A 26641-nucleotide genomic window follows, 5' to 3' on the forward strand; every position below is an offset into this window, starting at 1 on the left:
TGCATGATAACGCGGAGCTTTCGCAAGGATTATCGATCGTCCATCTGGCGGTCCGCCAATGACAGGGCGGGTTCGGCAATCATATCCGCGACAGTGTCGGCGTCAGATGGCAGCGATGGCGCGGTGATCAAGCAACCTTCGAGATACGGGACCAGCAGGCAGATCATCCGCGCACGGGTCGCCTTGTCGGGCGAGACCTGTATCGCGCAGCCGAACAGCTTTTCCGTGAAGCACCGGTAATGCTCCATGCGGCATTGGTGGAAAACTGCATTGCGGTTCGAAAGAGCCCAAAGCTCGCGAAAGGTTCGGCAGTGTGGAGGCAGGCCTTCCCCATGGGTAAGACCGGCGCAGATGATGTAGCGCAGGCGCGCGGTAACGTCGTCAGGACGTCATCCCATGTTTTGAATTAGTACTGCACATTGCTCAGCATCATAACCGCGATCAAACGCTAAACACGGCGGTCTCGACTTCCGGGAGAGCGCTTAGTTTTTTAGTTCGGACCGCGATCGTATTTCGTCCGGAGCGCAACCAAACCATCTGTGGCAGGCTCGCGTGAACGCGCTGGGGTTCCGATAGCCGAGACGCTTTGCAATTTCGTTGAATGGCATCTCACGGTCACTGACCCACTTCGAGGCGAGGCGTGATTTCGCGGCGTCGACCAGAGCGGTGCAATTCGTTCCGCGCTCCGCAAGCGACCGTTGGAATGCCTTCGGATGCAGTCCGAGAAACTTTGCAAAACCGTCACTGCCCGGCCAAGAGGCGTAGTCCAAAGTATCAAACAATTGGCTTAAATCCACGGCCGCGTCAGACAGATGCAAATCTGGTTTATTGCCGTAATCAGGTCGTTTGATCCGTTCCATCAGCCAAGAGGATGGAAAGGTGATACCGAGACCCCAAGCATCACTCTCTTTGACTTGCGCTTCCGGGATCAAGCGGCTTGGAATGGCCTTTGGGTCAAAGACTGCGGCTTCAACTGACGCGCTTTTCCACGTTGATCCGATCAGACGTCCAAACATTTGCACCCAGGACGCAAGGTCCCATGCGTCGGCCTGACCCGGGGGATGAGATGCCATCACGAAACGTCGCCCGGACAACTGTGCCTTGTGACCTTCTACAGTAAGGCGGTACCGCATGGACTCCTGCACATGTTCAGTGAACTGTAGCCACGCGAGGAGCATGTCTCCAAGACTGGGGCGCTCTCCCAGTGAGAGCGGCATGGCGAACCCGCTACTCCAGTCGTATTGCTCTCCCAGTTCTGCACAAAGAAATCTGTTTCCAGAGAGTTCAGCTGCACGGCTTGAGGCCAGATAAACAGAAGCGCAGGGTATCGGCGTGCTCGGCCCTTGCAGAACTTCTGTGCGAAGTAATGAACCGCGCAGAATTTCACTGCTGTCAGCACCCAAGCATGCCGCGCGTTCTACGACCTTCGACAGGAATACCGACTCCATGGTTGGAATGCTCATAGGACTCTTCGGCATAGATGTTCGCTTATCATTTCAAGACTGAGGCGCATCTGTTTGTCCTGAGGTGGCAATGCAAAACACTTCGAAACGTTGCTAAGATTTTGTGGGAACGCAAATCAAAAGTGGGGTGGGGATGCCGATGTGTGCCAAGAACAATCGCAAGCGGATAGCAGGCAAGTTGCCCTCAAGCGTCGCCGCGCTTGCCATTTTCGGACTGAGTGCTCAGGCCGCTATGGCGCAGGAAGAGAGCTTCCCGATTCTGTTCACCAACGTCCACGTCTTTGACGGCGTGAACGAACAACGGATCGAGAATGCCAACGTGCTGGTCGTGGACAACCTGATCGCCGAGGTGTCCGCTGAACCTCTCGCGGCAGCTAACGCGCAGATCATTGACGGTGGTGGGCGGACTTTAATGCCCGGACTGATTGATGCGCATGTGCATATGACTGTCACCGAGCCCGTTGCGGACTTGAGAGACAATTTTGATTGGATGTATTGGGGGGCGGTCTCCACAATTGAAGCCGAAAAGATGCTTCTGCGGGGCTTCACGACCGTGCGCGATGCCGGTGGTCCGGCGATCGGGCTGCACAAGGCCATCGAGCGCGGCAAGGCTGTTGGTCCGCGCATTTACGCATCCGGCCCGGTCATTTCTCAGACATCGGGACATGGAGAACATCGCGTCTACACCGAACCCCACCCGAATTTCATGGGAGCGCAACCGTCGTTCTTCAATCAGCACCTGGAGTTTCTGGCCGATGGCGTGCCGGAAACTCTGCGTACGACCCGCGAAGCCCTGCGTCTTGGCGCTGTTCAGATCAAGGTGATGGCTGGCGGCGGCGTGTCCTCTCAGGTTGATCCGTTACACACCGTTCAGGGGCTTCCGGAAGAGCTTGAGGCATCCGTGCGGGCCGCCGCTGATTGGGGCACCTATGTGATGGTTCACGCCTATGCAGACGAGTCCATCGTGCGGTCGATTGAAGCGGGCGTGATCAGTATTGAACACGGCCAACTGATGACCGAAGTCGGGGCTCAGGCCATAAAGGATGCGGATGCATGGATTGTGCCATTCTATTCTCTTTTGGGTCTCGATGAGCAAACCGCGATCAAGGCACTTGGACCTGCGTCAGGCGAGAAGTTCCTCAGCGTTCAAGCCGGAGCGCGCAACCAGATGCGGCTGATCAAGGATTTCGGGATCAAGAATGTTGCGTTCTCGACCGACATTATTGGCGACCCGGTCGCCCTCACCAGGCAAAACGATGAGTTCAAGTATCGCCTCGAAGTCTGGACAAGCCATGAGATCCTGCAACAGGCAACGTCCAAAGCAGCCGAACTCCTGGCGCTTTCCGGCGAACTCAATCCCTACAAAGCAGGGCCGCTTGGGGTGATCCAAGAAGGCGCTTACGCCGACCTGCTTTTGGTCGAAGGCAACCCTGTCGAAGATGTGGAATTGCTGGTCGATTACGAGGCCAACATCGATCTGATCATGAAAGACGGTGTGATCTACAAGAATACACTCAATTGAGTGTCGCGCGGGGTGAATTTCCCTCGGCACCCCGCGCACCCCTGTGACGCGTATTGGAGAACCGGAATATGAAACTGGCATCTACAGTGATCACCCTCGTCAGCATTATCACGCTGGGGGCTGGAGGTGCCTTGGCCCAAGACGCTCTGCCGAAGACCCTGTTTACCAACGTCCATGTTTTCGATGGCGTCAACGAACAACGGATCGAAAATGCAAGCGTTCTGGTCGAAGGCAACCTGATCAAGACCGTATCCACCGATCCCATCGATGCGCCGGATGCCATCGTCATTGATGGCGGTGGGCGCACGTTGATGCCCGGCCTTATCGACAGTCACACGCACCTTTATGCAACCGGGGTTTTCCAGACTTTTGCCGGATTGCAGGCAGCGAAATGGGACCAGATCGGTGCCGTAGCCGCTGAAAACGCGCGCGACTATCTATTCGATGGTTACACCACAGTTCGGGATACAGGCGGCATGGGGGCCGGCCTGAAGGAACTGATCGATCAGGGGACGGTTGACGGTCCACGAATCTATGCGGCCGGTGCGGCCATCGGGCCGTCGTCCGGTCACGGCGACTGGCGCAATCCGGTTCAGCGAACGTTCAACATGGGTTCCAATGACGTCGGCAACACGCTCAACCTCTCTTACATCGCCGACGGCGTAGAGGAAGTGCGCAAGGCCTCGCGTTTGAATTTCGCGCATGGTGCTCATTTCCTCAAGCTCATGGCCGGTGGCGGCGTCTCCTCTGAGCTCGACCCGTTGTGGTCGGTTGCCTACAGAGTCGACGAAATCGCAGCCGCGGTTGAGGCCGCCTCATTCTTTGACACCTATGCGACCGTTCATGCCTACACGGATGAAACCGTAAACATGGCGCTGGATGCGGGAGTTAAGTCCATAGAGCACGGTCAAATGGTTACCGAGGAAACAGTGAAGCGTATTGCCGATGAGGGAATTTTTTGGGCGATCAATGTCGCCGGTTTGGACCCGCAGCTCTTGAGTCACCCCAATTACGCACAACCAACAGTGAAGCCAAAGCTGGAGGCATATCTGGACGGATCTGAAAACCTTGTCGAATATGTAAAAAAGTACAGGCCCAAGATCGTCCACAACGTCGATACGGTTCTTTCGACGATCAGTTTCGGGCGGGCGCATCGGGATTTCGAGAAATACTACTTTGCTGAATTGTTTGGCAACCACGCCTTTCTTGTCGCAGCGACATCTACCGGCGGAGAACTGGCTCAGCTTACGGGTAAACGAAACCCCTATCCCAATAAACTCGGGGTGATCGAGGCAGGTGCTTATGCGGACATCTTGGTCGTCGATGGAAATCCTCTGGAAGACTTGTCGGTGCTGGGTGCCAATCCCGAATGGTTCGACGCACCGCCACGTGATCGCGGTTTCGAAACGATCCGGATGATCATGAAGGACGGCGTAATCTACAAGAATACACTCGATTGAGTGTTGCGCTGGGTAAGCTTGCCTCGGCCCCCGGATCAACCTCATGACGCGGATTGGAGAACCGAAACATGAAACTGAGAACCAAAGTGATGGCATTCGTCAGTGTTGTTACACTGGCGGCCGGAGGTGCGCTTGCTCAGGACTCCCTGCCGCAAACCTTGTTTACAAACGTCCATGTTTTTGACGGCATCAACGAACAGCGGATCGAAAATGCAAGCGTTCTGGTCGAAGGCAACCTGATCAAGACCGTGTCCACCGATGCCATCGAAGCGCCAGATGCCACCGTCATCGACGGCGGCGGTCGCACATTGATGCCCGGCCTGATCGACAGTCATACGCATTTCCTGTTCCAGCTTCCCGGCGGTGTCGCCGCGGCAGAGCAAACGCATTGGCAATACATCGGTGCTATGGCGACATACGCCGCGAAAGAACACTTGTACAATGGTTTCACAACCGTTCGCGAAGCGGGTGGTGGTGCCGTCGGACCCGGGTTCAAGAAAGCCATTGATGAAGGTTACATCGAAGGTCCACGCGTTTACCCCTCTGGCGCATGGATTGGTCAGACATCCGGCCACCAGGATTTTGTGACCTACGGTCAGTTCGACCAAAGCGAAAGCAATCTGTACCGCCTTGGTATCTCGATAAATGCAGATGGTGCGGATCAGGTGACTGCGGCGGTGCGCAAGAACCTGTCGCTCGGCGCCTCTCAGATCAAGATCATGGTGTCGGGGGGCGTGTCATCTCTGAAAGACCCCCTGCACTCATCTCAAATGACCGAGGAAGAAATCCGTGCTGCCGTAGACGCCGCGGCGGCATGGGACACGTATGTAATGGTGCACGTATATAACGACTATGACATTCAGCGCGCGCTGAACAACGGCGTCTTGTCCATCGAGCATGGTCAGTTTCTCACCGACGAAACAGCAAAACTGGCTATTGAAAAGGGCGCGTTCATTGTGACGAACCTTGCCGGTAGCACTCAGGAGGTTTTGACGCACCCGCTTTATGGAACTGAAGGGTCACCGATTTACGTAAAAACCAAGCAGTTTCTGGATGGAGTTGCGAATTTCAAAACCGTCCTGAACGACAATCCAGAATTGAAAGTAGTTTTCCAAACGGATCTCGTGTTTACACTTGGTTACGATCTGCGGCGTGGCATCGACTTTGAAAAGTGGACGCTGGCTGATTTTGTGGGCAACCTTCGGGCGCTGCGTGCCATGACATCAACCGCCGGCGAACTGATGGCACTGACTGGCAAGCAAAACCCGTATCCCAAAAAGCTGGGGGTGATTGAGGAGGATGCTTATGCCGATATTTTGCTGGTCGACGGGAACCCACTCGAAGACATTACCGTCATTGGCGCAAATCCAGAGTGGTTCAACGCGCCAGAACGTGAAGAAGTAGAAACGATCCGCCTGATCATGAAGGACGGTGTAATTTACAAGAATACACTCAATTGAGTGTAGCACGGGAGGAAATGACCCGGGCACCCCGCGCACTTTTTCCATACCTGAAGTGAAGAAGTTGAAATGTGGATATGTATTCACTCTCGATCAAAGCAATAGTTGTTTGGGAGGCACTTTGACTGGCTCCTGTTGCGATTGCCTGAATCCTCCAGAAAAACAGCGCATGGCAGCATCGCTCCAAAATAAAATACCGAAGACGCAAACGACGCGCAAAGCAAGAAATTGACTATGCAAACAAAGATCCTCCGCATCATTGCCGCGAATACCCTTTGCTCGATGGCGTTGTCATTTTCTCCAGTCGTCGCCGAAGAAAAACGTGCGGTTGGCGTTGAGCCACTTCTCTTCGAGGGCGTCGTGCGCCCGAACCGTGAGGCAGAGTTGTCGCCGCTGGTGGATAATGCAGTAACAGAGATACATTTTCGCGCCGGTCAGTATGTAGAGGAAGGAGACTTACTTTTCGAGTTCGGTAAACGCGCGCCGGCGATTGAATTAAGGCTGGCTGAGACAGCTTTGAAGGATGCCAAGGCTCAACTGCGCCTTGTCGAGGCGGATTTGCAACGAAAGTCGCAACTATTCCTGAAAGAACTGATTTCGGATGCCGAGTTGCAATTTATACAAGCGCAACGAGATATATCCGAGGTCGCGGTAGAACGTGCGGAACTAATCTACGATGGCGCAGAACTTGCTTACGGTTTCACAGAAATTAGAGCGCCGTTTTCCGGTGTCATAAGTGAGCCTTTTGTAAAACTGTTCAAATACCTGGATACTGGTCGAAACCGTGATCAGACACTTGCGTTTCTCGCGGACATCGACCCTGTCCATGTGGTCGTAATAGTACCTTACGAGCAGTTTCTCGCGCGACGTTCAATTTTAGCAACAGACGAAGAGGGATTTGCAGCTCTGGAACTGAGTTTGCTGTTACCCAACGGGGATGACTACCCGCACAAAGGCCGATACTTCGGTGGGGCTTTTAGCATTGACGAAGAAACTCAAACTCTTGAGGTTCTGGCGGAGTTTCCAAACCCGGATTTGGTACTTCGTCCGGGCGCAAAGGTAACTGTAGTGTCGAGGTTTGTCGAATGATGTTAATCAGAAGCCGCTGGAACTGGATACGATTTTGCCAAAGCGTCACTAACCATTGGAGAACTGTAATGGATATCCAGAAAAGAGGAGTTTTCGCGTTTTTTGGAATGGTGTTGCTTTTGTCATCGCAGTCAGTCACGGCGGATGAAGAGCGTAGTCGATACTATTTGGGTGTTGGCGAACCGTCTGCCGAAGCATGGATAATTATGATCGACAATCCCACCGACCGAGAAAAGGAGATGGGTGCTGCGTTGGCCGCAATAGGCGGCGAGATGATCAGTTATTTTTGGGGCCTGGCTGACGGAAAAAACTACATCACCGTCCGGCTGCCGGACGACCCCGGGATGATCCAAGCCATGTACTTGTCGAGGCTAAGTCAGGGTGTCCTTAGAGACTATAGATTTATCGAACTGATGACGAGCTCTGACATGGTCGAGGCGCTGAAACGAGTGCCGGATTTGACGACACCGATTGAATGAGCATGGCCATTCGGCAACCAAAAGCTCCGACGAAAGAGAGAATCTGAGATGCGACGTTTCCTGATCACTATCGCGATCCTTATTGGATTTTCGCCTCTTTCCGCTGAAGAAAATCAAATCGATTGGTCCGATCTCATCGATGAAAGTGCCCAATCCTTTGAGGATCCTTTCCGAGACCTGAGCTACGATCAGATTGATGACCTTCGCCGTATTGTTCGACTGCAAACTGCGTTAGACGGCGGAAGTCCGTCGGCGAAAGCAGGAACTGAGCTTCAGCAAGTCAAAGCATCACTTTCATCCCAAGGTTTAGACGCCGATTGGCTGATATCGCAACGCTGGATTGTAGCTGAAAAAAGAGAGCTGGCAGATGCGGCAGGAAACCCAGCCTATGACGGCGAGACAGTCAAACTTGGCGGTTTTGCCATTTCTGCGCCTCCGGCTGAAGATGGCACAGCGATGGCCTATCTCGTTCCCGAGCGGGGCATGTGTAGTCACGTTCCGCCGCCGCCGCCAAATCAGATGGTGCGCTTGCGCCTGACCAATGGCTGGCAACCGGCCATGATCCATGAGCCTGTCGTGGTGACTGGCCGAATTGACATCGACCCTTCGGAGAGGCGAATGGTGGTCGTGGACGGGTTTGTTCCTATGCGTGCCACTTTCTCGATGGATGTGGTCCAGGTCGAAACCTTTGGTCGCAAAACTGAAGTGCAGTCAGTCGCGACCAACGATCGGTCTGTAGGTGTCGCAAAAAATCAGAGAGATACGCCGCGAACTTCGGTGTTAGGCCAATGATTATTGGTTGGTCATACCAGTTCTGCGCTTCGCAACAGCTCTGCCCCTCGCAGCGATAGTGGCCATCGTACTGGCAATGGGTTTCAAGATGAACAGATCGACCAGGGATTTGAAGCGGTTTGGCTTAACGCTGCTGGTCTTGCTGTTGGCCGTAATGATGTCGACCGGTGTCCCTGCGCAGACATCTGCAGTCGTCACGTGGGACACGCTGGTTCCGGGACAGATTGGAGAGGCAAGTGAACAAGCGGATCGACACATTCGAACGGGCGGGGCGTCGCTGAGTGGTTCGAGTGCACCGATCCCGGCTATCAATCCCTTCGATCCGCTGGCGACGGGAAGCGTAGTTGTCGAAGAGTGGGAAGAGACTGCCTACGACGTCGCGTCGAACATCTTGGACACTCGGATCACGATCGACGGATATGTCCTGCCCCTCACAATGGAGAACGGGCGCGTGGTCGACTTTCTGCTGGTGCCTTGGGTCGGGGCCTGTATCCACACTCCGGCACCGCCGCCCAACCAGATCATTCATGTTTCCTATCCGGAAGGGCTCACCCTTGAGCGGGAATTCGACGCGGTCCGCCTAACGGGCACGCTCAAACACGAACCGGCCGACCGCAGTCTCTTCCTGGTCGACGGGCGCCGGAATGTTCCCGCATCGTACGCACTGGCCGAGGCGACTCTTGGCGGTCAGCCCGGAAAGGTGATCGCATCTTCCGTAAGCGACGTGCCCCTCGCGGCACGCGCACAGATCTGGATCAGCACCCTCTTTACCGACAGCATGACGGCGTTCGGCAAAAACGGATCTTGGAACGCGCTCGTCTTTGCGCTCCTCATTTCCTTTGGCTACGGCGCCTTGCACACGCTGGGCCCCGGTCACGGCAAGGCGGTTATTGTGTCCTATTTCGTCGGAAGCGGCGGCAGTCTGACGCGCGGCCTGAAGATGGGCACGCGCATCGCGGTGTTCCATGTTCTGTCATCCGTCGTGTTGGTCTTTCTGCTGGACTTCGCCGTGCGTCAGACGACAGGTGCCGCGCCCTCGGATTACCGCGCGATCCGTTTGGGAAGTTATGCACTCATCGTTCTGATTGGCGCCTTCATGCTGTGGCAGGCTCTGGCATCGGTTCGAGCGCGAAAAAGCGCATCAACGGTCGATTGCCAAGCCCACGCGCATGGTCATACGCATGAGGCTCATGGCCATACCGGCTGTGCCGCCTGCAGCGCGGCGTCAGGTCCAAAAGGCAGCGGATGGGTCGCGGCGGCCATTGGGATTGTGCCTTGTACTGGCGCTCTGCTGGTCATGCTCTTCGGCTTGGCTAACGATCTCGTGGGGCCGGCCATCGCCATGGTTGTGGCCATCTCACTGGGTATGGCAGCCTCGATGTCAGCCATCGGGATCGCTGCCCTTTGGGGGCGCGGCTGGGCAGAGCGCCGGTTCGGTTCCAACGATGCCAAGCGTGTGCAGTTCGAGACTGGCGCACGGTTGGCTGGTGCGACCTGCGTTCTGATCATCGGCTTATTGCTGTTTTGGATGACGTTTTCAGGCGAAAACAACCTCGCTGTTCGCGGGACCGCACTGGCGGAGCAGTCATCCTTCAAAAAAGATTCCGATGGAGAAAGTTAATGTCACGGCATTTTACTTGGTTGTTCCCTCGGCTCTGGCGATATGTCGCTCACGAAACTGATGATCACGCAGTTCGGCTTTCGCGCGGACGTCCATTTCGCTGCGACCGGAGCTTGCGTCATCGCGCCCGACTGGCTGGGTTTCGGCAAGTCCGACAAGCCGGTCCACGACGATGCCAGTTCGTTCCACTTTCATAGCAACTACAATTGATCCCGATCTCGCAACTCGATCTGAAGAACATAATGCTCATGGTACAGGATTGGGCGGGTTCCGAGATGTCGGAAGCTGGCGACTCGCTGTTCGTCATAGGAACGTGCAGCATGCCACAGGCGTTTCGCAGGTCGCAGCGAAATCCGACGCTGCAGCGGCCCAGGCTGCACCCTACGTCAGCGGTCGGGTCCAAAAGAACTTCGATCACTCACGGCAAAAGCATACCTCGAAGCATGAAGAAGAACATCGCAGCAAGAATTGCCGCGAGGGGGACGGTGATCACCCACGCGGCGGCTATGCGCAGAAGTAGGTTGCGCTTGACCAGTTCAACCCGATGGACACGACGAAGCCCCCGGCGTTCCCGTTTGGCGAGTAGTCTGTCCTTGGCAGCTTGTGCCTTCATCCGGCGAAGCATTTCGCCTTTCGTAGTAACGTCCGCAGCTTCGAAACGTGCAAGGAAGCCCTCAACAGCCTCTGGGTCGTGATCTGCGTGATGCTCGCGGATTTCGGCAAGCATTCTTGCGTAGCTCGACTTGATGTATTCCCGCAGGAAGCCAACGCCGAAGACACCACCAACCGCGATATGGGTCGAACTGACGGGAAGTCCCAATTGTGACGCGATGATTACTGTGATGGCTGCAGCCATGGCAATGCAAAAGGCGCGCATCTTGTCGAGTTCCGTGATCTCACTCCCGACTGTTCTGATGAGCTTTGGCCCGTAAAGAGCCAATCCCAACGAGATACCCACGGCACCTACGGCCATGACCCAAAGCGGGATGCCGGCCTTCGTGGAAATGCCGCCTGAAACGATGGCTTCGTTGATACCAGCCAGTGGCCCTACTGCGTTGGCAACGTCATTCGCCCCGTGGGCGAAGCTCAGAAGGGCGGCAGCACAGATCAATGGGATGGTAAAGAGTTCGTTGACGCTGGACTTGTCGTTCTCAAGCGTCGAGGTCATATTCGCAATATGAGGCCGCATGACCAAGTAGACCGCCAAGGCGAGTATTGCTCCAATCAGGACGGCCAGAGGAAATGGGACCGCAACGATCTTTTTGACGCCCTTGAGCATCAGGTAGGTTGCAAAAGCCCACGCCATGATAGCAACCAGAACAGGCACCATTCGGTTCGCGGAATCCAGCACATCCCTTTGATAGGTGATCGTGTGCTTGATCAGGTACAGAAAGGCAGCTGCGATCAATCCGCCCAACACCGGTGAGATAATCCAGCTTGCTGCGATCTGGCCGACGACAGACCAGTCCGCAACGCTCCAGCCGGCCGCTGCGATACCCGCGCCAAGAACGCCGCCCACGATGGAATGTGTCGTTGATACCGGTGCGCCGATGGCGGTTGCGAAGTTGAGCCATACCGCCGCTGCCAGAAGCGCGGCGATCATCAACCAAATGAAGGTGTCCCGATCGGCGACCAAATCAGGATCGATTATGCCGCTCTTGATGGTTCCGACAACGTCGCCTCCGGCAATCAGCGCGCCGCCAGCCTCGAAAAAGGCTGCTATTATAATCGCACCAGTCAGAGTAATGGCATGAGACCCCACTGCGGGGCCAACGTTGTTTGCCACATCGTTCGCACCGATGTTCATCGCCATGTAACCGCCGATCATTGCGGCAACGACAAGAAGAGTTCCGTCAACCCCGCCATCTATGCGTACAATGGCGAACAGCATGATCCCGACGATGAAAATCAACGCGGTCCCAAACCGAAAAAGTTCTCCCCGGTTCCGTTGAACGACGGACTCGACGGTTTCCGTTCTCATCAAGACGCAGTCCTCCCTTGCTGCTTCGATGGCTGATGGCATGATCACGCATTGAGCAGAATCGCAAATGACGCAGGTCAAGGACGACACATATTAAGATCAATATGTCTCCATGGCGTCATTGAACGAGATGAGGTTGTCCGCTGAAAGATAGGTCGGATCAGATACGAGCATGGACCGGAGGCCGCCCGTTGCCAAAGCAAGGGGCGGAGCCGGGGACCGGGGGCCGACAATGAGCCGCTATGCCCTTCCGGTTGCCATCGGCGCCATTCTTTTGGCCTTTTGGTTCAGCCCCGAAGTGCAGGAAATCGCGGCTGGCGTCGCGATTTTCTTGTTTGGCATGCTCATGCTCGAGGATGGGTTCAAGCTTTTTGGCGGCGGTACGTTGGAGCGGGTGCTGGAAGGGGCGACGCGGTCGACGCCCAAGGCGCTGACATTCGGGATCATTTCGACGACCTTTCTGCAATCCAGCTCGCTTGTCTCGATAATCACCATTTCGTTTTTGAGCGCCGGGCTGATTTCCTTGATCGGCGGGGTCGGCATCATTTTCGGTTCCAATATCGGAACGACCACCGGCGCGTGGCTAGTGGCTGGGCTGGGACTCAAGATCAACATCGCGGCCTACGCAATGCCAATGATTGCCGTGAGCATCATATTGGTGTTCCAGAAATCGAAGCTTTTGCGGGGGGCCGGTTACGCGCTTGCCGGCCTCGGATTTCTGTTTCTCGGCATCCACTACATGAAAACAGGTTTCGAGGCGGTCCAGGATCACATCGACCTGACTAGGTTCGCTCTGCCCGGTTTGATCGGGCTGGTGGTCTATTCCGTGATCGGCGCGGTGGCGACTGTCATCATGCAATCCAGCCATGCCACGATGGTTCTGATCCTCACCGCCCTTGCGGCGGGCCAGATCAGTTACGACAACGCGCTTGCGCTGGCGATTGGTTCGAACGTCGGCACCACGATCACGGCGATCATCGGCGCGATCGGTGCGAACTTTCAGGGCAGGCGCCTGGCGCTTGCTCATCTCATCTTCAACCTGTCGACCGCCATTGTCGCCCTTGCCTTGATCTCGCCGCTGCGCGAAGCCGTGGACTGGATCAGTGCGAGTATCGGGATCGCAGCCGACGATTTCGCGATGAAACTGGCCGTCTTTCATACGATATTCAACGTGCTTGGTGTCGCCATGATGCTGCCATTGCTGACAAGGCTGGTCGCATTCCTCGAACGCCGCATCCCTGAACCCCTGCCGGATGTAAGCCGCCCCCGTTTCCTGAACGAGGCTGTCGACGATTTCCCGCAGACGCTTGAGATTGCTCTCAGAAAAGAGGTTCTTCACCTTTATGACAATGCTGTCGGTCTGATCCTGCACGGTCTGAACCTCCACCGCGAAGACATTTTTTCGACCGATGATATCGCGGGGACAGTGCGCCGAAGCCGGACACCCATCGAGTTCGACATCGACGAGGGCTATGAGCATCACGTGAAAACGCTTTACTCGGCGATTGTAGAGTTCGCGACCCGTGCCGGCGACAAGCATCTCACCCGGGATACAGCCAACTCGATTTACGCCTTGCGCGATATCTCGAGCGATGTGGTTCAGGCGGTGAAGTCGGTCAAACACCTGCGAAAGAACATCCTGCGCTACACGACGCATCCACAAGGGTCCGTTACCGATCTTTACGACGGGTTGCGCACCGAGATCGCCCGGATCACCGCCGAGATCCACGAACTGGGCCTTGCCGCGCCCGAAGACCGAAGTGTTCTGTGGCTCGATCAGGAGAGGGTCGAAGTCGAAGATGCGGCACGTTCGACGACGGATCGGGTCGATGCCCTGATCCGAAGCGGAGGTCTGAGCGCCACTGCGGCAACCTCGTTTCTGAACGACGCCGGATATGCGCACAGTGCCATGCGCGACCTGATCGATGCGGCGCGCGGTTACTACAGGGAACGCGACGACGCCATTGCCGAGGTCGAACAGATCCTCTCGCTTGAAGAGGACGAACTGATCGAACCCCAGGCCGGCGTGGAACATACCGATGACCTGCGGGCGGAGGAAAACCGTCACCGGGTCGTCATGAAAAAGGACTAGGGTGGAATGCAACCGAGAGCATCGGAGATCCACAGATGGGCCTGAAGAAGCTTGCTGTGAAACTGGCCGACTACAACGAGCGCCTCGAAAGTGGCAAGGCGAGCAAGATCAAGCCCGCCCATGTCCGGAAAGTGCTTGAGAGGCTTCGAAAGAAGTCCGCCGAGCTGGAAGCGGAGATTGACTCTGCGAGGTCAACGGACAAACGAACCCGGCTGGAAAGAAAGCTGGAAGTCGCCCGTGCCCAGGAAAAACGTGCCGAGTGGCTGTTGAAGGAGCTCGGATAAACGTCTGTCGCGGTTCGACTGGTTGTTCTCCGGCGCAAAGCCCCAGACAGGCCTACCGTTAGGCGATCCAAGGTGCATCAGTGCTTGGGTTGATTGATCCCTTGGGGCTTTCTTTGGGGTGGCGCTGCATTGCGCTTCAGATGCTTTGCGGGGTCGTGTCGCTTGGCAGGTGCGAACGCCCGCGGCAGAGCGCGTTACCCGCGACCAAATGCACGGCAGGCGGTCGGGAGAGCGATTGGGGATGCCAACCGGGGCGAGTTTCGGGTAACCCGGCGGCATGGATATCGTCGTCGTCACCACTGTCATCGCATCGCTGTTCTTCGTGATCGGCGCGGCCGAGCCGTTGGCGGACCGGCTGCGGCTGCCGTACAGCGTGATCCTGGCGGTTCTGGGCATCCTGATCGGCGTGGGGGCTGCGTTCTTTCTGGCGACCGATCTGACCGACGCGCTGAATCCCGTGGCCAGTGCGATACTTGGCCTGCCGATCCGGTCCAACGTCTTTATCTACGTCTTCCTGCCGACGTTGTTGTTCCAGGCCACGATCGGCATGAACCTGCGGCGGATGCTGGACGACTGGGTGCCGATCCTGGTGCTGGCGGTCGTCGCGGTGGTGGTGGCGACGCTCAGCGTGGGCTATGCGCTTTACTGGGCCAGCGCCTTGCCACTGGTGGCCTGCCTTCTGATCGGGTCCATCGTCTCGACCACTGATCCCTCGGCGGTGGTGTCGATCTTTCGATCCATCTCGGCCCCGCGGCGGCTGGCACGCATCATCGAGGGCGAAAGCCTGCTCAACGACGCCGCGGCCATCGCGTTGTTCGGCCTGTTCATGGGCTATGTCATGCTGGGCGTGCCCGATCCTGAACTGGGCGACGCGCTGTCGCGCTTTCCGGTTCTGATCGTGGGAGGCGCCATTACCGGCTGGGTCGCGGCGCGGGTGGCGGTCTGGATCATGGCGCTGTTCAACCGGTTCGCGATGGCGCAGATCTCGATCTCGGTCGCGCTGCCCTACCTGGCATTCGTTCTGGCGGAACAAACCGTCGGCGCCTCGGGTGTGATCGCCGTGGTGGCGGCGGGGCTGACGCTGAACCTGACCGGGCCGGGGCGGATGCCACCGCAGGCCTGGGCGTACCTTCGAGAGGTGTGGGACCTGTTGGCGCATTGGGCCGGGGCGTTGATCTTTATCCTTGCTGCGCTGTTGATCCCCCGCCTGTTGGAGGAGGTTCGCCTGTCCGATATCGGCCTGATCGGTGTCGTTGTTCTGGCAGCCATAGCCGCACGCAGCGTGATCCTGTTCGTGCTGCTGCCGCTTATGGCTCGGCTGCGGGTTTCACCGCCGGTGGAACGACCCTATCGCGTCGCGATCCTGTGGGGTGGTCTGCGCGGGGCGGTCACGCTGGCGCTGGCCCTGGCAGTGACCGAGAGTTTCCGTGTCCCGGTCGAGGTCAAGCGCGTGGTGGGCATTCTTGCCACCGGCTTTACCCTGTTCACGCTGATCGTGCAGGGGACCACGCTGCGCCGGGTCATCGGCTGGCTGGGCCTGGATCGTCTGTCGCCCCTGGACGAGGCACTGTCGCGCCAGGTGGTGGCCGTCGCGCTTCAGACCGTGCGCGAGGACGTGTCGCGCACCACCGAGAATTACGAGCTGACGCGCGAGATCGTCCGCTCGGAGGCAAAGCGTTTTGCCGAGCGGCTGGACGTGTCCGTCAAGAGCGCCGAGGACAGCGAGGACATCCTGGACCGTGACCGTATCACGCTGGGCCTGATCGCGCTGGCAGGTCACGAACGCGATACCGTACTGGCCCGCGTGCGCGAACGCACGGTCTCGGCGCGCATGTCCGAACGGCTGTTGTCGGATGCCGACCGGTTGATCGAAGGAGCGCGCAGCGGTGGACGCAGCGGATACCAGCGTGCGGCGCGGGGCATCGTGGCTTATGGCCGGGGCTTCCGCTTGGCGGTTGCACTGCATAACAGGCTGCGCGTGTCGCTTCCTCTGGCGCGGATGACGGCCGACCGGTTCGAGCACTTGCTTTCGCAGCGCCTGATCCTGCGCGATCTCGGTGCCTTTATCGACGGACGTATCCGGCGCATCCACGGCCGTCGGGTGGCCGATCTGCTGCATGAATTGCTGGCCCGACGGACCGAAGCGGTCGAAACCGCGCTCGAAGGGTTGCGCCTGCAATATCCCGGCTATGCCGAAGAGCTGGAGCGCCGCTTTATTCGGCGTACCGCCCTGCGGCTGGAGGAGCGCGAATACGACACCATGCGCGAGGACGGGTTGATCGGGGCCGAGGTGCATACCGCCCTGATGGAGGGTCTGTCGCGGCGCCGCGCAGGGGCCGAAGACCGTCCCCGACTGGATATCGCGCTGCGCCGGGACGAGTTGATCCGGGAATTTCCCTTTTTTGCCAACCTCGATGCTGGGGCGCTGCGGCGGCTGGGGCGGGCGCTCAAGACGCGTTACGTCAATCCCGGCGATGTGATCCTGTCGCGCGATGGCGTGGGCAAGCGCGTGTTCTTCATCGCGTCGGGGGCGGTGGAGCTGGAAAGCGCGGGGCAAAGCTGGCTTCTTGGTCGGGGCGAGATGTTCGGGCAGATGGCGATCCTGATGCGCAGCCCCCGCCGGGTAGAGGTGCGCGCAATTGCACCTACCACGTTGCTGATCCTTGACGAAGACAGGTTCCGCCGTCTGTTGCGCCGAAGTGAGCCGATCCGGCAGGCCGTCCGCGAAAGCGCCAAAAAGCGCGGGATTGACCCCGATGCGCTGCTATCCGACAGCCCGCTCTCCGATACGGAGACGTCGGGTTGAAGTCGACAGATTGCTCTTGCGGCTCGCGGTCATGTCCGGCGCTCTTTAACTTGCGCTGTTTATGACCGCGCAAGTGCCGTTGATTTGCTAAGATCGCCCTGCGCGGCGTGTGCCGGCGCTCAGAACCCGATTGCCTGGCCATCCTTGCGTGGATCCGAGCCCGCCGCATAACCACCGCCCGGCAGGCGCTGGACCAGTTGTGCGCCGCCAAAGCCGAACGCGTTGTCCGGTGCCTCGACCTGCACCTTGTGGCCCATGGCGCGCAGCCCTTCGATCGCGCCGAGGTCAGGTTCGCACGCGATGTCGAGACCCGAGATCATCCGCCAGCGCGGCGCGTCGGCGGCAACCTGTACGTCCTGATCCCAAAGCTGCGTTCTGAGCAGAAGTTGCAGATGGCCCTGGGCCTGGATCGGACCGCCCATCATGCCATAGGCCATCAACGGCTGGTCGCCTTTCATGATGAAGCCCGGAATGATCGTGTGGAATGGCCGCTTGCCCGGGGCCACGCGGTTCGGGTGACCCTCTTCCAATGTGAAACCTGCACCACGGTTCTGCATCGAGATGCCGGTGCCCGGAACCACCACGCCCGAGCCGAACCCCATGTAATTTGACTGGATGAAGCTGACCATCATGCCCGATGCGTCGGCAGCACTCAGCAGCACCGTACCGCCGCGTTTCGGGGCGCCGGGGCCATGATCCTGCGCGCGGGCCGGGTCGATCAGCGTGGCGCGCGACCGCAGGTAGCCGGGGTCCAGCAGCGCGGTCTCTGGCACATCGGACATATGGTTTCGATCCGCGACGAAACGGTGAAGATCGGCATAGGCGAGCTTGATCGCCTCGATCTGAAGATGGATCGCCGCGACATCGTCCGGCCCGTGGTCGCGGATGTCGGTATGGTCCAGCATCCCCAGCGCCATCAACGCGGCAATGCCCTGTCCATTGGGCGGGATCTCATGAAGGGTGACGTCGTCAAAGCCCTGGCTGACCGTCCCGCACCAGTCGTTCTGGTGCGCGGCAAGGTCCTCGACCGTCATCGCGCCGCCATGGGCCTCAGCGAATGCAGCGATCTCTTCTGCGATCTCGCCCTCGTAAAAGGCGCGGCCCCCGGTTTCGGCGATGGCGCGCAGCGTCCGGGCGGCACCGGGGTTTCGGAACCTTTCGCCAGCGCGGGGCGCGCGCCCGCGGGGCATGAAGGTTTCGGCAAATCCGGGCTGGTCCTTCAGTGTCTCGGCCCCTTTCTCCCACAATGCGGCGATCACCGGGGAGACGGGAAAGCCCTCTTCGGCGTAACGGATCGCCGGGGCCAGCAGGGTCGCAAGGTCGAGCGAACCGAACCGGGTCGACAGGTCTACCCAAGCGCTGACGGCACCGGGCACGGTGACACTGTCCCAGCCGCGACGTGGCATCCCGTCCGGGAAGCGTTCGGCCGTCCATGCCGCCGGCGCGCGGCCCGAGGCGTTGAGGCCGTGCAACTGGCTGCCGTCCCAGAGAATGCAGAACGCGTCCGAGCCAAGCCCATTGCCGGTCGGTTCGACGATGGTCAGTGCCGCGGCTGTGGCAATGGCGGCATCGACGGCATTGCCGCCGCGCCGCAACATCTCCAGCCCGGCCTGTGCGGCAAGGGGCTGAGACGTCGCCACGACATTGTCGGCCAGAACGGCGGAACGGCGCGAGGGATAGACGGGTTCGTATCTGAGCGTCATGCGGCTCTCCTGTCCGGGCAATTGTATTCGTCCACACGGATGTATACAGAATTGATCGCGTTGACCACCAGCGGAAAGGACACGCGATGAAGGCGGAAGTCGTGATTATCGGGGCAGGGGTGGTCGGTGCCCATGCTGCTTTCCAGCTTGCCGAACGCGGGGTGACGGGTGTGCTGGTCGACCCCGGCCCTCCCGGCGGTGAGCAGGCGGCGAGTTACGGCAACGCGGCGTGGCTTTCTTCGCATTCGGTTCTGCCGCCAGCCTCGCCGGGTGTGTGGCGACAGGTGCCCGGCTGGCTGGCCGATCCGATGGGGCCGCTGCGCATAAGGCCCGGCCACCTGCCGCGCGCAGCAGGGTGGCTGTGGCGCTATCTCGCTTCGGCCTCGACCGAAGAGAAGCTGCGCAAGACCGCGGCAGCCCTGCGCACATTGCTGGCCGCAGCGCCGCAGCGCCATGCCGAGGTGGCCGGGCGGGCGGGCCTGCCCGACCTGATAGATGCGAATTCGGGGTTGATGCATGTCTATCCCGATCGCTCCGGCTTCGAGGCTGAGGCGTTGGCCTGGCGCATCCGGTCTGAGTTGGGGATAGTCCATGAGGAAATCGAAGGCGCGGAACTGGCGCAGCGCCAGCCTGACCTTGCGCCCGGTTACCGGTTTGGCATCTTTGTGCCGGAGGCGGGCCAATGCTTGAACCCCGGTGCCTATTGCGCGGGATTGATTGCCCATTCCATTGCGCGGGGTTGGAGACATGTCGCGGCGCGCGCGACAGGGTTTCATGAAAAGGCGGGTCGCCTCGTTGCCGTACGCACCACTCAGGGCGACATCGCCTGCGACGCGGCGGTGATCGCCAGCGGCGCACGGTCAGCCGCGCTGGCCCGTCAGTCCGGGGATCGGGTGCCGCTGGAGGCTGAGCGGGGCTATCACGTCATGGTCGAGGGGGGCGGCAACCTGCCGGGGCCGCGCAGCTCGATCATGGTGGGGGATCGCAAGGTCGTCATCAGTCGCTTGGAAAATGGCATCCGAGTTGCCGGTCAGGTCGAGATCGCGGACGTCGATGCAGCACCCGACTGGCGGCGGGCCGAGATCCTGCGCAAACATCTCGCCGAGGTTTTTCCCGGGCTCGACGTGGGTGAGGCAAGGGTCTGGCTGGGCTCGCGCCCCTCTACGCCCGACGGGCTGCCGGTGATCGGGCAGGCACGGCTTGGGGGTGTGATCCACGCCTTTGGTCATGGCCATGTCGGTCTTGTCGGGTCGGCGCGGACGGGCGAGTTGGTCGCCCAGCTGGTGACCGGAGAGGCACCGGGGATCGACCTTGCGCCCTTTGCCGCCGCGCGCTTCGCTTAGGTGCGCTCGAACACCCAGCATCCGCGCCCAAGGGCGGGGGCAAAAGGCAGGGCGAGTGTGCCGTCGTCCAGCATCCGCGCGCCGGACCGGTCGCGGAACGGTGCAAGGTCGCCGACCACAATGCGCAGCGCGACAAGGCAGGATTGGCCCGGATCGACCACCGTACCGACAAGGTGCGTTGCAGTGGCCTCGGGCAGGATCTCGAGCGCACCCCGATCCAGATCAATCAGCAGCCCGTCGCCATTCGGGGTCGCCGGTCGATTCAGGACGCGGGAAAACCGTGCCGCAGTTTCCTCGGGATCGGGCGTCGAGACGATCATCGATCGGAGGGCGATGGCCCCGTTGGGATGCCGGACCCAGCGGTCTTGCCACATCGCGGGGACGCTGTGATGCGTGACGATCTGCACCCGGCCCTCTGTCATGGTTCCGGCAGCAAGACGTGCGACCGTAAAGGCAACATTGCCGGGGCCGGTTTCGGTGTCGATCTCGCGTGAAAAATGGACCAGCGGGCGCATGTCAACCCCGCGAGCGGACAATGCGGCATGTTCGGCGGCGGCATCGGCACTGCCGAAGGCGGCGAGGTGCAAGCCGGCCCGACGCTCCAGCGCGGCCCGGAATTCCAGCCCAAGCGGTGTATCGGCGGTATGCGCAAGAAACTCGAGGTAACCTTCGGACAGCATGACGCAGATGTTGCCTGTACCGGTCAGACGCATTTCGCCCGTGTCCGGATCGGGCTGCACCTGCGCCGACCATGGCGTCACCATAAAGCCCAGTTCTGCCAGCGCGATGCGCGCGGCCTCGGGGTCGGTAACGAAACTGCCGCTATGGTCCAGCGTTATCGATCCGGGACCAGGGATATTTGCGGCATTCATGGGCAGTCTCCTGTGTGTTTGGGCAGTCTTTGACACGGCTCTATCGAAAACCGTTGCATTGCACTCTTTAATGTATAGCATGTTGTATACAAATTGAGCCACCCGCTACGGAGACCGCAAAGAACGGTCAGGCATCGCCCGCACGGGCGGATCCACGCGGCCCAACAGACAGAGAGAGGATCATCATGACCATCCGAAACAGCATTCGTGCAGGTATCGCTGGACTGGCCCTGGCCGCCACCGCTGCCGTTACCGCCGGTGCACAGGACTATCCGGCCAAGGATATCACCCACATCATGCCGTGGAGCGCGGGTGGCGGGACCGACACGGTGATGCGCACCTTTCTGCAATATGCCGAGGAACCGCTCGGCGTGGGTATTCGTACCCAGAACGTGACGGGCGCGCAATCCGGCGTCGGCACGTTGCGGCTGATGAAATCGCGGCCCGACGGCTACACGATCGGATCCCTCACATGGGACAGCATGATCACCGTGCCCTACAAGAACCTGGTGCCGGGCTACGACATGTCGCAGCTCAGCTACCTTGCCAATGTCACGCTGTATCCGACGGTTCTGGCGGTGAACGCCGATACCGGTTGGGAAACGCTGGATGATTTCATCGCCGCGGCCAAGGAGGCACCGGGCGATGTCACCATCTCGAACTCTGGCATCGCGGGAATCTGGCATCTTCATGCGCTCGACATGGCCGACCAGATTGGGGTCGAGTTGAACCACGTACCCTTCCCCAACGGATCCGCCGAGCAGCGCGAGGCCCTGATTTCGGGCGAGAACGACGCTGGCAGCCTCAGCTATGCCACAGTGGCCGGTGCCCATGACGCGGGGCAGGTCAACGTGCTTGCCGTCATGGGTGACAAGCGTGACCCCAGCCTGCCCGATGTGCCGACCTTCAAGGAACTTGGGTATGACGTCGTTTGGGGCGGAATGCGCGTGCTGGCCGTTCCGGCAGACACGCCCGATGACATCAAGCAGACGCTGACCGAGGGGTTCAAGGCCGCATTCGACAACCCCGAGTTCCAGGAGAAGGCCAGCGCCACGGGCATGAACGCCTATTGGATGGACGGGGCGGAAACCGAAGCCTTCGTTCAGAAGACGCGCGAACGTGCGACCGCGATGCTCGACAAGCTCAAGGCGGACGGCGTCATCGGCGAGTGAGTTTGCCCGTCTTGCAGCAAGTTCGACCCGGCTGCGCAAAGCAGTCGGGTCGACGTATCACTGACCCCTGACAACAAGAAGGCCGCCTCGTGACGATGAACCGCCAGGTCGTTTTCGCCCTTTTCATTCTCGTTCTCGACCTGGGCTATCTTGTTCAGGCGCTGGAATTGCCGCTGCCATTCGAGCGGGGTGAACCCGGACCTTCGTTCCTGCCGCTGATCCTTGTCGCGCTCCTCGCCATCGGGGCGCTTGGCGTCATGATCGAAGCGTTGCGCGGCGGGCTTGACGGCGAAGAACGCGAGGCTGATTTCGCGATGCGCAGCGTTGCGCTGATCGTCCTGACCGGGGGTTTCATCGCAGCCTTCGAACTGCTCGGATACTGGGGCGCGACGGTTCTATATACCTTTGCCGTCGGCTGGTTATTCGAACAAGAACGCATTGGCCCGGTCAAGGCTCTGGGTACATCGGCCCTGATCGCGGCTGGCGTTACCGGGGTGGGCTGGCTGTTCTTCGTACAGCTCTTCGATCTGTTTCTGCCGCAGGGGATGTTCTGATGTTCGGTGAAATCCTTGGCGGGTTCGGCGCGCTGGCAAATGTCGAGACCTTTCTCTACCTCGTCGGCGGCTTTGTCATGGGGCTGGTCTTCGGCGCGATTCCGGGGCTGACGGCGACGCTGGCCATCGCCCTTTTGCTGCCGTTCACCTTTGCGATGGAACTGACCAACGCGCTCGTCATGGTAATGTCGATCTTCATGGCCGGCATCTATGCGGGTAGCGTGACGGGTATCACGGTGAATATTCCCGGGGCGGCCTCGGGCGCGATCACCACGATGGAGGGCCATGCGCTGATGAAGCGCGGCCATGGGGCCAAGGCGTTGAGCCTCGATGCGCTGGCTTCCTCGATCGGTGGCGTGATCGGCGCGGCCGTGCTGATGTTCGTGGCCATCCCGATGAGCGAGTTTGCCCTGCTGTTTCGGACCCCGGACAAGTTCGCGCTGGTCTTCATGGCGGTGGTGACGGTGGTGATCGTCGCCAAGGGGTCGATCTGGAAAAGCCTCGTCACCGTTACGCTGGGGCTGATGATCTCGACCGTCGGCTTCGACAACATGGTGGCACAGGGGCGGTTCGATTTCGGCAGCGCCAACCTGATCGAAGGGGTGCAGCTGTTGCCCGCGGTGATCGGCCTGTTCGCGATCTGCGAATTGCTTCTGCAAGGCGGCGCGCCCAAGCGAGGAGCGCTCGACGCGCCGGAGTTCAAGGTCGGGCATCGTGACTTCGTTCCGAAATGGTCCGAAATCCGCGAGATCGGGTTCCTGACCTACGCGAAAAGCTCGGTCATCGGCGTGTTGATCGGGATGCTGCCCGGTGGGGGTGCCTCGATGGCATCTTTCGTCGCCTATGCCGAGGCCAAGCGCGTCAGCCGCAAACCCGAGGAATACGGTTCCGGCTCGCACGAGGGGCTGGCCGCGGCTGAATCGGCCAATAACGCGATGTGCGGCGGGGCCGTCGTGCCGTTGTTGACGCTGGGAATTCCGGGCGACTCGGTGACGGCGATCATCTTTGGCGTGCTGCTCATTCACGGTCTGGTGCCGGGGCCGGGCCTGTTGACGAACGAGATGGCGACGATCGCACCGATGTTTGCCGCGCTGATGGTGGCTGCGGTCTTTGTCTTTCTGTCTGTGCTGGTTTTTGGCCCCTATTACATCTGGCTGGCACGGATGAACCGGGGCGTCCTATATGCGTTCATCGCCATGATCGCGATGGTTGGCACCTATGCCTCGACCTATTCGGTGTTCCAGATGTGGATGGCGCTGGCGATCGGTGTTTTTGCCTGGGCGCTAAGGTTGATGTCCTATCCGCTGGTACCGATGCTGATGGGGATCATCCTTGGTCCCTACCTCGAGCTCTACCTGCGCCGCGCACTCATCACCTCGGACGGTGATGTCATGACGTTTTTCGCGAGCCCGATCAGTATCGGCCTGTACGTGATGACAGGGGTGTTCATTTATTTCCTGCGCATCCGCGCGCCGAAGTTCGACTGAGGCAAGGCCGGTATTGCGCGTAGAGTGTTTCGGTCGGTTGGCCGGATGAAGCTTACGGTCGCGTCCTAGTGGTCTGGCTATTGTCCGAGATTCATCATCGGCTTGACCTTTCAGCCGGGAAGCTCGTCGATCCTTGCGATCGAGGCCAGGTCGTTGTCCCAATTCGCCCGGCTGGAACAGCAGATATGCGCGTTGGGTCGTATGTCGATCGGGCTGTCGATAGACCCTGCCGGCACCACGAGCAAACCAACTTCCGGCTGGCAAACTGGCAGTGCGGATCCGCAGCTTGCGCAAAAGCTCTTCATGTGGCGTGAACCCGAGAGCCGGAACGTCTTGATGCTTTGCTCGCCTGATACCCAGGTGAGGCTGGCAGTAGACGAAAACAAGCTTGCAGAATGGGCCGAACCGCTGTCCTTGCGGCAGCGGGAGCAGTGGCACAGAAAAAAGGCCTCGAACTCTCCCGATATGCGGAATTTCACAGCGCCACAAAGGCATTGCCCGGTGGTCGGATTGTCGTCCATTGATCCTCCTCTCGACAAGCAAGCCCCTGTCGCCAGTCGAACGCGTCTTTATTGACCTCATGTATCCGTGTGTCGGATCACGGTCAAAAAGGGCTCGATCCTCTCATTGCGGCCGCATCCAGCCTCCGCAGTGTCACCTGTCGGGACTGACGGGCATTCGGAAAAGAAAAGCCCCGGCACGCGGGCCGGGGCAGGGGGAGTGTTTCGGTATGCGGGCGGCTCAGCCCATCCAGCGGCGCACGGGTGCGTTGGCCTCTTCCAGCGGCTGGCAGATCACGTCGACGAGGGTGGGGCCGTCATGTTCCACGGCTTCCTTCAGCACGGATTGCAGCTGTGCCGGGTCTTCGACGCGCCAGGATTTCACACCATAGGCGGCGGCGACGGCGGCCTGGTCGACGCGGCCGAAGTCGACGTTGTAGTAGCGCGATCCCTTGTCGGCCATCTGGCTGGCCTTGATCCAGCCGAAATTCGAATTCGAGAAAACCACGAAGGTGATCGGCGCACGGCAGCGGCACACGGTTTCCAGCTCCCCCACCGTGAAGCCGAAGGAACCGTCGCCCATCAACGCCACCGTCTTTGACGCTGGCCTCCCGTGCCAGGCGCCCAACGAGGCCGCCATCGCATATCCAAGGGCGCCATGCGCGCGGTTGGTAATGAAATAGCGCCCGGCCAGCTGTTGCTGGTAATAAGCCGAGTAATAGGGGCAGGAGGTGCCGGGGTCGGACACCACCGTGGCATCCGGCGGCAGCACCTTCATCAGGTCGGCGATGATGCGTTCGGGGCGGATCGGGCGGTTTTCTTCGGCGGCGATGCGGTCGAAGATCTCGAACTTGCGCCGCTTGATGTCGGCCACGGCTGCGGCACCCCCGAAGGTTCCCGCGCCCTGGTTTCGGCGGTCGAGTTCGGCATTGACCATGGCCAGTGACATCGACAGGTCTCCGACGACTCCCACCTCGGTGGGCAGGTTGGCCCCGATCACCATGGGGTCGACGTCGAAATGCACGATGCGGGTGCCGACGCTGGGCGCCTCCCACCGGGCCGTGGTGGTGGAACCTGCGCGACATCCCATGAACACGATCAGGTCCGCGGCCTGCATCATCTCCCATGTCTCGTCCGTGCCGCCGTTGGAGCCGACGACACCAAGCGCGTTGGGATGGGTGTCGGCCAGCGCGCCCTGGCCCGAGATCGAGGTCGCCACCGCGATATCGAGCCGGGTGGCGATCCGCTCAAGCGCGTTCATTGCGCCGGCGACAACTACACCGCCGCCACAGACGATGAGGGGGGATTTCGCCGACAGGATCGCATCGACAGCCGCGCGGACGGATCCCTCGTCAGGGCCGGTCGGATAGGCCGGGTAGGTGGACAGGCGCTGATCGGCCCAGATATCCTCGGGGTCGACCGGGTGATACTGAATGTCATAGGGCAGGCCGAGATGGGCCGAGCCGGGGCGCGCGGTCGTCATCGCTCGGAATGCCGCGCGGACCATGCGCGGAATGTGATCGGCCTGCTTGATGACGGTGTTCCACTTGGTCAAAGGCCGCATCAATGCGTCCTGATCGACCTCGGTCAGGGGAAATTTTCCGTACGTCCCGACCGAAATATCGGTGGTGATCGCCAGCATCGCATAAGAGCTTTCGGATGCTTCGATCAATCCGGGAAGGATATAGGTCGCCCCGCCACCCGACGGCCCTTCGCAAACACCGGGGCGACCGGTCACGCGCGAGTATCCGTCGGCCATATAGCCTGCACTGCGCTCATCTCGTGTCAGGACATGGTTAATATCGTGATCGAGCAGATGCAGTGCGTCGTAGAATGGCAGCGTAGTGTCGCCACACAGGCCGAAGATATGCGAGACGCCGTGCGCCTCGAGCATCCGCACCATCGCCTCGGCGCCGTTGAGCTTGTTCTGCATGGGTCCCCCTTTGGGCGCGATATCGGGA

At 59.7% G+C, this 26641-nt stretch carries 22 protein-coding genes; 15 read left to right on the forward strand and 7 right to left on the reverse strand.

Annotated features, from left to right (window positions below; all coding sequences use genetic code 11):
• Nucleotides 1-29 precede the first annotated feature (29 nt).
• Nucleotides 30-248, reverse strand: coding sequence for a hypothetical protein (locus tag ACFORG_RS03360; protein ID WP_386733979.1), 219 nt, complete (start codon nucleotides 246-248; stop codon nucleotides 30-32).
• 234 nt (nucleotides 249-482) lie between these two features.
• Complete coding sequence (locus ACFORG_RS03365) at nucleotides 483-1463, reverse strand: helix-turn-helix transcriptional regulator (protein WP_386733980.1); 981 nt, start codon at nucleotides 1461-1463, stop codon at nucleotides 483-485.
• A gap of 139 nt (nucleotides 1464-1602) precedes the next feature.
• Here ACFORG_RS03365 and ACFORG_RS03370 point away from each other — a divergent pair, with 139 nt between their 5' ends.
• The 8 genes from ACFORG_RS03370 (at nucleotide 1603) to ACFORG_RS03405 (ending at nucleotide 10096) form a co-directional block, all read left to right on the forward strand.
• Nucleotides 1603-2985: a metal-dependent hydrolase family protein gene (locus ACFORG_RS03370; RefSeq protein ID WP_386733981.1), complete on the forward strand. Its 1383-nt coding sequence runs from the start codon at nucleotides 1603-1605 to the stop codon at nucleotides 2983-2985.
• A 68-nt stretch (nucleotides 2986-3053) separates the two neighbouring features.
• Entirely contained in the window at nucleotides 3054-4445 is a 1392-nt protein-coding gene (locus ACFORG_RS03375) for an amidohydrolase family protein (protein WP_386733982.1), read from the forward strand.
• A gap of 68 nt (nucleotides 4446-4513) precedes the next feature.
• Nucleotides 4514-5905, forward strand: coding sequence for a metal-dependent hydrolase family protein (locus ACFORG_RS03380; RefSeq protein WP_386733983.1), 1392 nt, complete (start codon nucleotides 4514-4516; stop codon nucleotides 5903-5905).
• A gap of 234 nt (nucleotides 5906-6139) precedes the next feature.
• Entirely contained in the window at nucleotides 6140-6994 is an 855-nt protein-coding gene (locus ACFORG_RS03385) for an efflux RND transporter periplasmic adaptor subunit (protein ID WP_386733984.1), read from the forward strand.
• A 68-nt stretch (nucleotides 6995-7062) separates the two neighbouring features.
• Nucleotides 7063-7473 (forward strand): hypothetical protein, encoded by a 411-nt coding sequence (locus ACFORG_RS03390; protein ID WP_386733985.1) that lies wholly within the window; start codon nucleotides 7063-7065, stop codon nucleotides 7471-7473.
• A gap of 48 nt (nucleotides 7474-7521) precedes the next feature.
• Nucleotides 7522-8265 (forward strand): DUF3299 domain-containing protein, encoded by a 744-nt coding sequence (locus tag ACFORG_RS03395; RefSeq protein WP_386733986.1) that lies wholly within the window; start codon nucleotides 7522-7524, stop codon nucleotides 8263-8265.
• Nucleotides 8266-8353: 88 nt separating this feature from the next.
• Complete coding sequence (locus ACFORG_RS03400) at nucleotides 8354-9886, forward strand: HoxN/HupN/NixA family nickel/cobalt transporter (RefSeq protein WP_386733987.1); 1533 nt, start codon at nucleotides 8354-8356, stop codon at nucleotides 9884-9886.
• A 42-nt stretch (nucleotides 9887-9928) separates the two neighbouring features.
• Nucleotides 9929-10096: a hypothetical protein gene (locus tag ACFORG_RS03405; protein WP_386733988.1), complete on the forward strand. Its 168-nt coding sequence runs from the start codon at nucleotides 9929-9931 to the stop codon at nucleotides 10094-10096.
• A gap of 208 nt (nucleotides 10097-10304) precedes the next feature.
• Here the strand turns inward: ACFORG_RS03405 and ACFORG_RS03410 are convergent, their stop codons facing one another.
• Nucleotides 10305-11867, reverse strand: coding sequence for an inorganic phosphate transporter (locus ACFORG_RS03410; RefSeq protein WP_386733989.1), 1563 nt, complete (start codon nucleotides 11865-11867; stop codon nucleotides 10305-10307).
• Between the two features lie 232 nt (nucleotides 11868-12099).
• Between ACFORG_RS03410 and ACFORG_RS03415 the strand changes: the two genes are divergently transcribed.
• The 3 genes from ACFORG_RS03415 (at nucleotide 12100) to ACFORG_RS03425 (ending at nucleotide 17049) form a co-directional block, all read left to right on the forward strand.
• Entirely contained in the window at nucleotides 12100-13959 is a 1860-nt protein-coding gene (locus tag ACFORG_RS03415) for a Na/Pi cotransporter family protein (protein WP_386733990.1), read from the forward strand.
• 35 nt (nucleotides 13960-13994) lie between these two features.
• Nucleotides 13995-14243 (forward strand): hypothetical protein, encoded by a 249-nt coding sequence (locus tag ACFORG_RS03420; RefSeq protein WP_386733991.1) that lies wholly within the window; start codon nucleotides 13995-13997, stop codon nucleotides 14241-14243.
• A 277-nt stretch (nucleotides 14244-14520) separates the two neighbouring features.
• Nucleotides 14521-17049: a cation:proton antiporter gene (locus tag ACFORG_RS03425; protein WP_386733992.1), complete on the forward strand. Its 2529-nt coding sequence runs from the start codon at nucleotides 14521-14523 to the stop codon at nucleotides 17047-17049.
• A gap of 119 nt (nucleotides 17050-17168) precedes the next feature.
• Here the strand turns inward: ACFORG_RS03425 and ACFORG_RS03430 are convergent, their stop codons facing one another.
• Nucleotides 17169-18752: a gamma-glutamyltransferase family protein gene (locus tag ACFORG_RS03430; protein WP_386733993.1), complete on the reverse strand. Its 1584-nt coding sequence runs from the start codon at nucleotides 18750-18752 to the stop codon at nucleotides 17169-17171.
• An 86-nt stretch (nucleotides 18753-18838) separates the two neighbouring features.
• Here ACFORG_RS03430 and ACFORG_RS03435 point away from each other — a divergent pair, with 86 nt between their 5' ends.
• Nucleotides 18839-20095 (forward strand): NAD(P)/FAD-dependent oxidoreductase, encoded by a 1257-nt coding sequence (locus ACFORG_RS03435; protein WP_386733994.1) that lies wholly within the window; start codon nucleotides 18839-18841, stop codon nucleotides 20093-20095.
• Here ACFORG_RS03435 and ACFORG_RS03440 read toward each other — a convergent pair.
• Nucleotides 20092-20967: a VOC family protein gene (locus tag ACFORG_RS03440; protein WP_386733995.1), complete on the reverse strand. Its 876-nt coding sequence runs from the start codon at nucleotides 20965-20967 to the stop codon at nucleotides 20092-20094. The genes ACFORG_RS03435 and ACFORG_RS03440 overlap by 4 nt on opposite strands.
• A gap of 185 nt (nucleotides 20968-21152) precedes the next feature.
• Here ACFORG_RS03440 and ACFORG_RS03445 point away from each other — a divergent pair, with 185 nt between their 5' ends.
• The 3 genes from ACFORG_RS03445 (at nucleotide 21153) to ACFORG_RS03455 (ending at nucleotide 24180) form a co-directional block, all read left to right on the forward strand.
• Nucleotides 21153-22139, forward strand: a complete 987-nt coding sequence (locus ACFORG_RS03445) for a tripartite tricarboxylate transporter substrate binding protein (protein ID WP_386733996.1) — start codon at nucleotides 21153-21155, stop codon at nucleotides 22137-22139.
• Nucleotides 22140-22234: 95 nt separating this feature from the next.
• Nucleotides 22235-22693: a tripartite tricarboxylate transporter TctB family protein gene (locus ACFORG_RS03450; RefSeq protein WP_386734113.1), complete on the forward strand. Its 459-nt coding sequence runs from the start codon at nucleotides 22235-22237 to the stop codon at nucleotides 22691-22693.
• Nucleotides 22693-24180, forward strand: coding sequence for a tripartite tricarboxylate transporter permease (locus ACFORG_RS03455; protein WP_386733997.1), 1488 nt, complete (start codon nucleotides 22693-22695; stop codon nucleotides 24178-24180). Before ACFORG_RS03450 ends, ACFORG_RS03455 begins: the two co-directional genes overlap by 1 nt.
• 110 nt (nucleotides 24181-24290) lie before the next feature.
• Here the strand turns inward: ACFORG_RS03455 and ACFORG_RS03460 are convergent, their stop codons facing one another.
• Together ACFORG_RS03460 and ACFORG_RS03465 are read right to left on the reverse strand one after the other, a co-directional pair.
• Entirely contained in the window at nucleotides 24291-24701 is a 411-nt protein-coding gene (locus ACFORG_RS03460; RefSeq protein ID WP_386733998.1) for a GFA family protein, read from the reverse strand.
• 220 nt (nucleotides 24702-24921) lie between these two features.
• The gene (locus tag ACFORG_RS03465; RefSeq protein ID WP_386733999.1) at nucleotides 24922-26613 is read right to left on the reverse strand and encodes a thiamine pyrophosphate-binding protein; all 1692 of its coding nucleotides are present in this window, start codon (nucleotides 26611-26613) and stop codon (nucleotides 24922-24924) included.
• Between the last annotated feature and the right edge of the window lie 28 nt (nucleotides 26614-26641).

This window comes from Lutimaribacter marinistellae, assembly GCF_042648365.1.
Lineage (GTDB): Bacteria > Pseudomonadota > Alphaproteobacteria > Rhodobacterales > Rhodobacteraceae > Lutimaribacter_A > Lutimaribacter_A marinistellae.

Excerpts from the sequence above, each read along its gene's own strand:
- ACFORG_RS03360 (WP_386733979.1), bottom strand. The coding sequence starts at position 248 with ATGGAGCATTACCGGTGCTTCACGGAAAAGCTGTTCGGCTGCGCGATA.
- ACFORG_RS03365 (WP_386733980.1), bottom strand. The coding sequence starts at position 1,463 with ATGAGCATTCCAACCATGGAGTCGGTATTCCTGTCGAAGGTCGTAGAA.
- ACFORG_RS03370 (WP_386733981.1), top strand. The coding sequence starts at position 1,603 with ATGTGTGCCAAGAACAATCGCAAGCGGATAGCAGGCAAGTTGCCCTCA.
- ACFORG_RS03375 (WP_386733982.1), top strand. The coding sequence starts at position 3,054 with ATGAAACTGGCATCTACAGTGATCACCCTCGTCAGCATTATCACGCTG.
- ACFORG_RS03380 (WP_386733983.1), top strand. The coding sequence starts at position 4,514 with ATGAAACTGAGAACCAAAGTGATGGCATTCGTCAGTGTTGTTACACTG.
- ACFORG_RS03385 (WP_386733984.1), top strand. The coding sequence starts at position 6,140 with ATGCAAACAAAGATCCTCCGCATCATTGCCGCGAATACCCTTTGCTCG.
- ACFORG_RS03390 (WP_386733985.1), top strand. The coding sequence starts at position 7,063 with ATGGATATCCAGAAAAGAGGAGTTTTCGCGTTTTTTGGAATGGTGTTG.
- ACFORG_RS03395 (WP_386733986.1), top strand. The coding sequence starts at position 7,522 with ATGCGACGTTTCCTGATCACTATCGCGATCCTTATTGGATTTTCGCCT.
- ACFORG_RS03400 (WP_386733987.1), top strand. The coding sequence starts at position 8,354 with ATGAACAGATCGACCAGGGATTTGAAGCGGTTTGGCTTAACGCTGCTG.
- ACFORG_RS03405 (WP_386733988.1), top strand. The coding sequence starts at position 9,929 with ATGTCGCTCACGAAACTGATGATCACGCAGTTCGGCTTTCGCGCGGAC.
- ACFORG_RS03410 (WP_386733989.1), bottom strand. The coding sequence starts at position 11,867 with ATGAGAACGGAAACCGTCGAGTCCGTCGTTCAACGGAACCGGGGAGAA.
- ACFORG_RS03415 (WP_386733990.1), top strand. The coding sequence starts at position 12,100 with ATGAGCCGCTATGCCCTTCCGGTTGCCATCGGCGCCATTCTTTTGGCC.
- ACFORG_RS03420 (WP_386733991.1), top strand. The coding sequence starts at position 13,995 with ATGGGCCTGAAGAAGCTTGCTGTGAAACTGGCCGACTACAACGAGCGC.
- ACFORG_RS03425 (WP_386733992.1), top strand. The coding sequence starts at position 14,521 with ATGGATATCGTCGTCGTCACCACTGTCATCGCATCGCTGTTCTTCGTG.
- ACFORG_RS03430 (WP_386733993.1), bottom strand. The coding sequence starts at position 18,752 with ATGACGCTCAGATACGAACCCGTCTATCCCTCGCGCCGTTCCGCCGTT.
- ACFORG_RS03435 (WP_386733994.1), top strand. The coding sequence starts at position 18,839 with ATGAAGGCGGAAGTCGTGATTATCGGGGCAGGGGTGGTCGGTGCCCAT.
- ACFORG_RS03440 (WP_386733995.1), bottom strand. The coding sequence starts at position 20,967 with ATGAATGCCGCAAATATCCCTGGTCCCGGATCGATAACGCTGGACCAT.
- ACFORG_RS03445 (WP_386733996.1), top strand. The coding sequence starts at position 21,153 with ATGACCATCCGAAACAGCATTCGTGCAGGTATCGCTGGACTGGCCCTG.
- ACFORG_RS03450 (WP_386734113.1), top strand. The coding sequence starts at position 22,235 with ATGAACCGCCAGGTCGTTTTCGCCCTTTTCATTCTCGTTCTCGACCTG.
- ACFORG_RS03455 (WP_386733997.1), top strand. The coding sequence starts at position 22,693 with ATGTTCGGTGAAATCCTTGGCGGGTTCGGCGCGCTGGCAAATGTCGAG.
- ACFORG_RS03460 (WP_386733998.1), bottom strand. The coding sequence starts at position 24,701 with ATGGACGACAATCCGACCACCGGGCAATGCCTTTGTGGCGCTGTGAAA.
- ACFORG_RS03465 (WP_386733999.1), bottom strand. The coding sequence starts at position 26,613 with ATGCAGAACAAGCTCAACGGCGCCGAGGCGATGGTGCGGATGCTCGAG.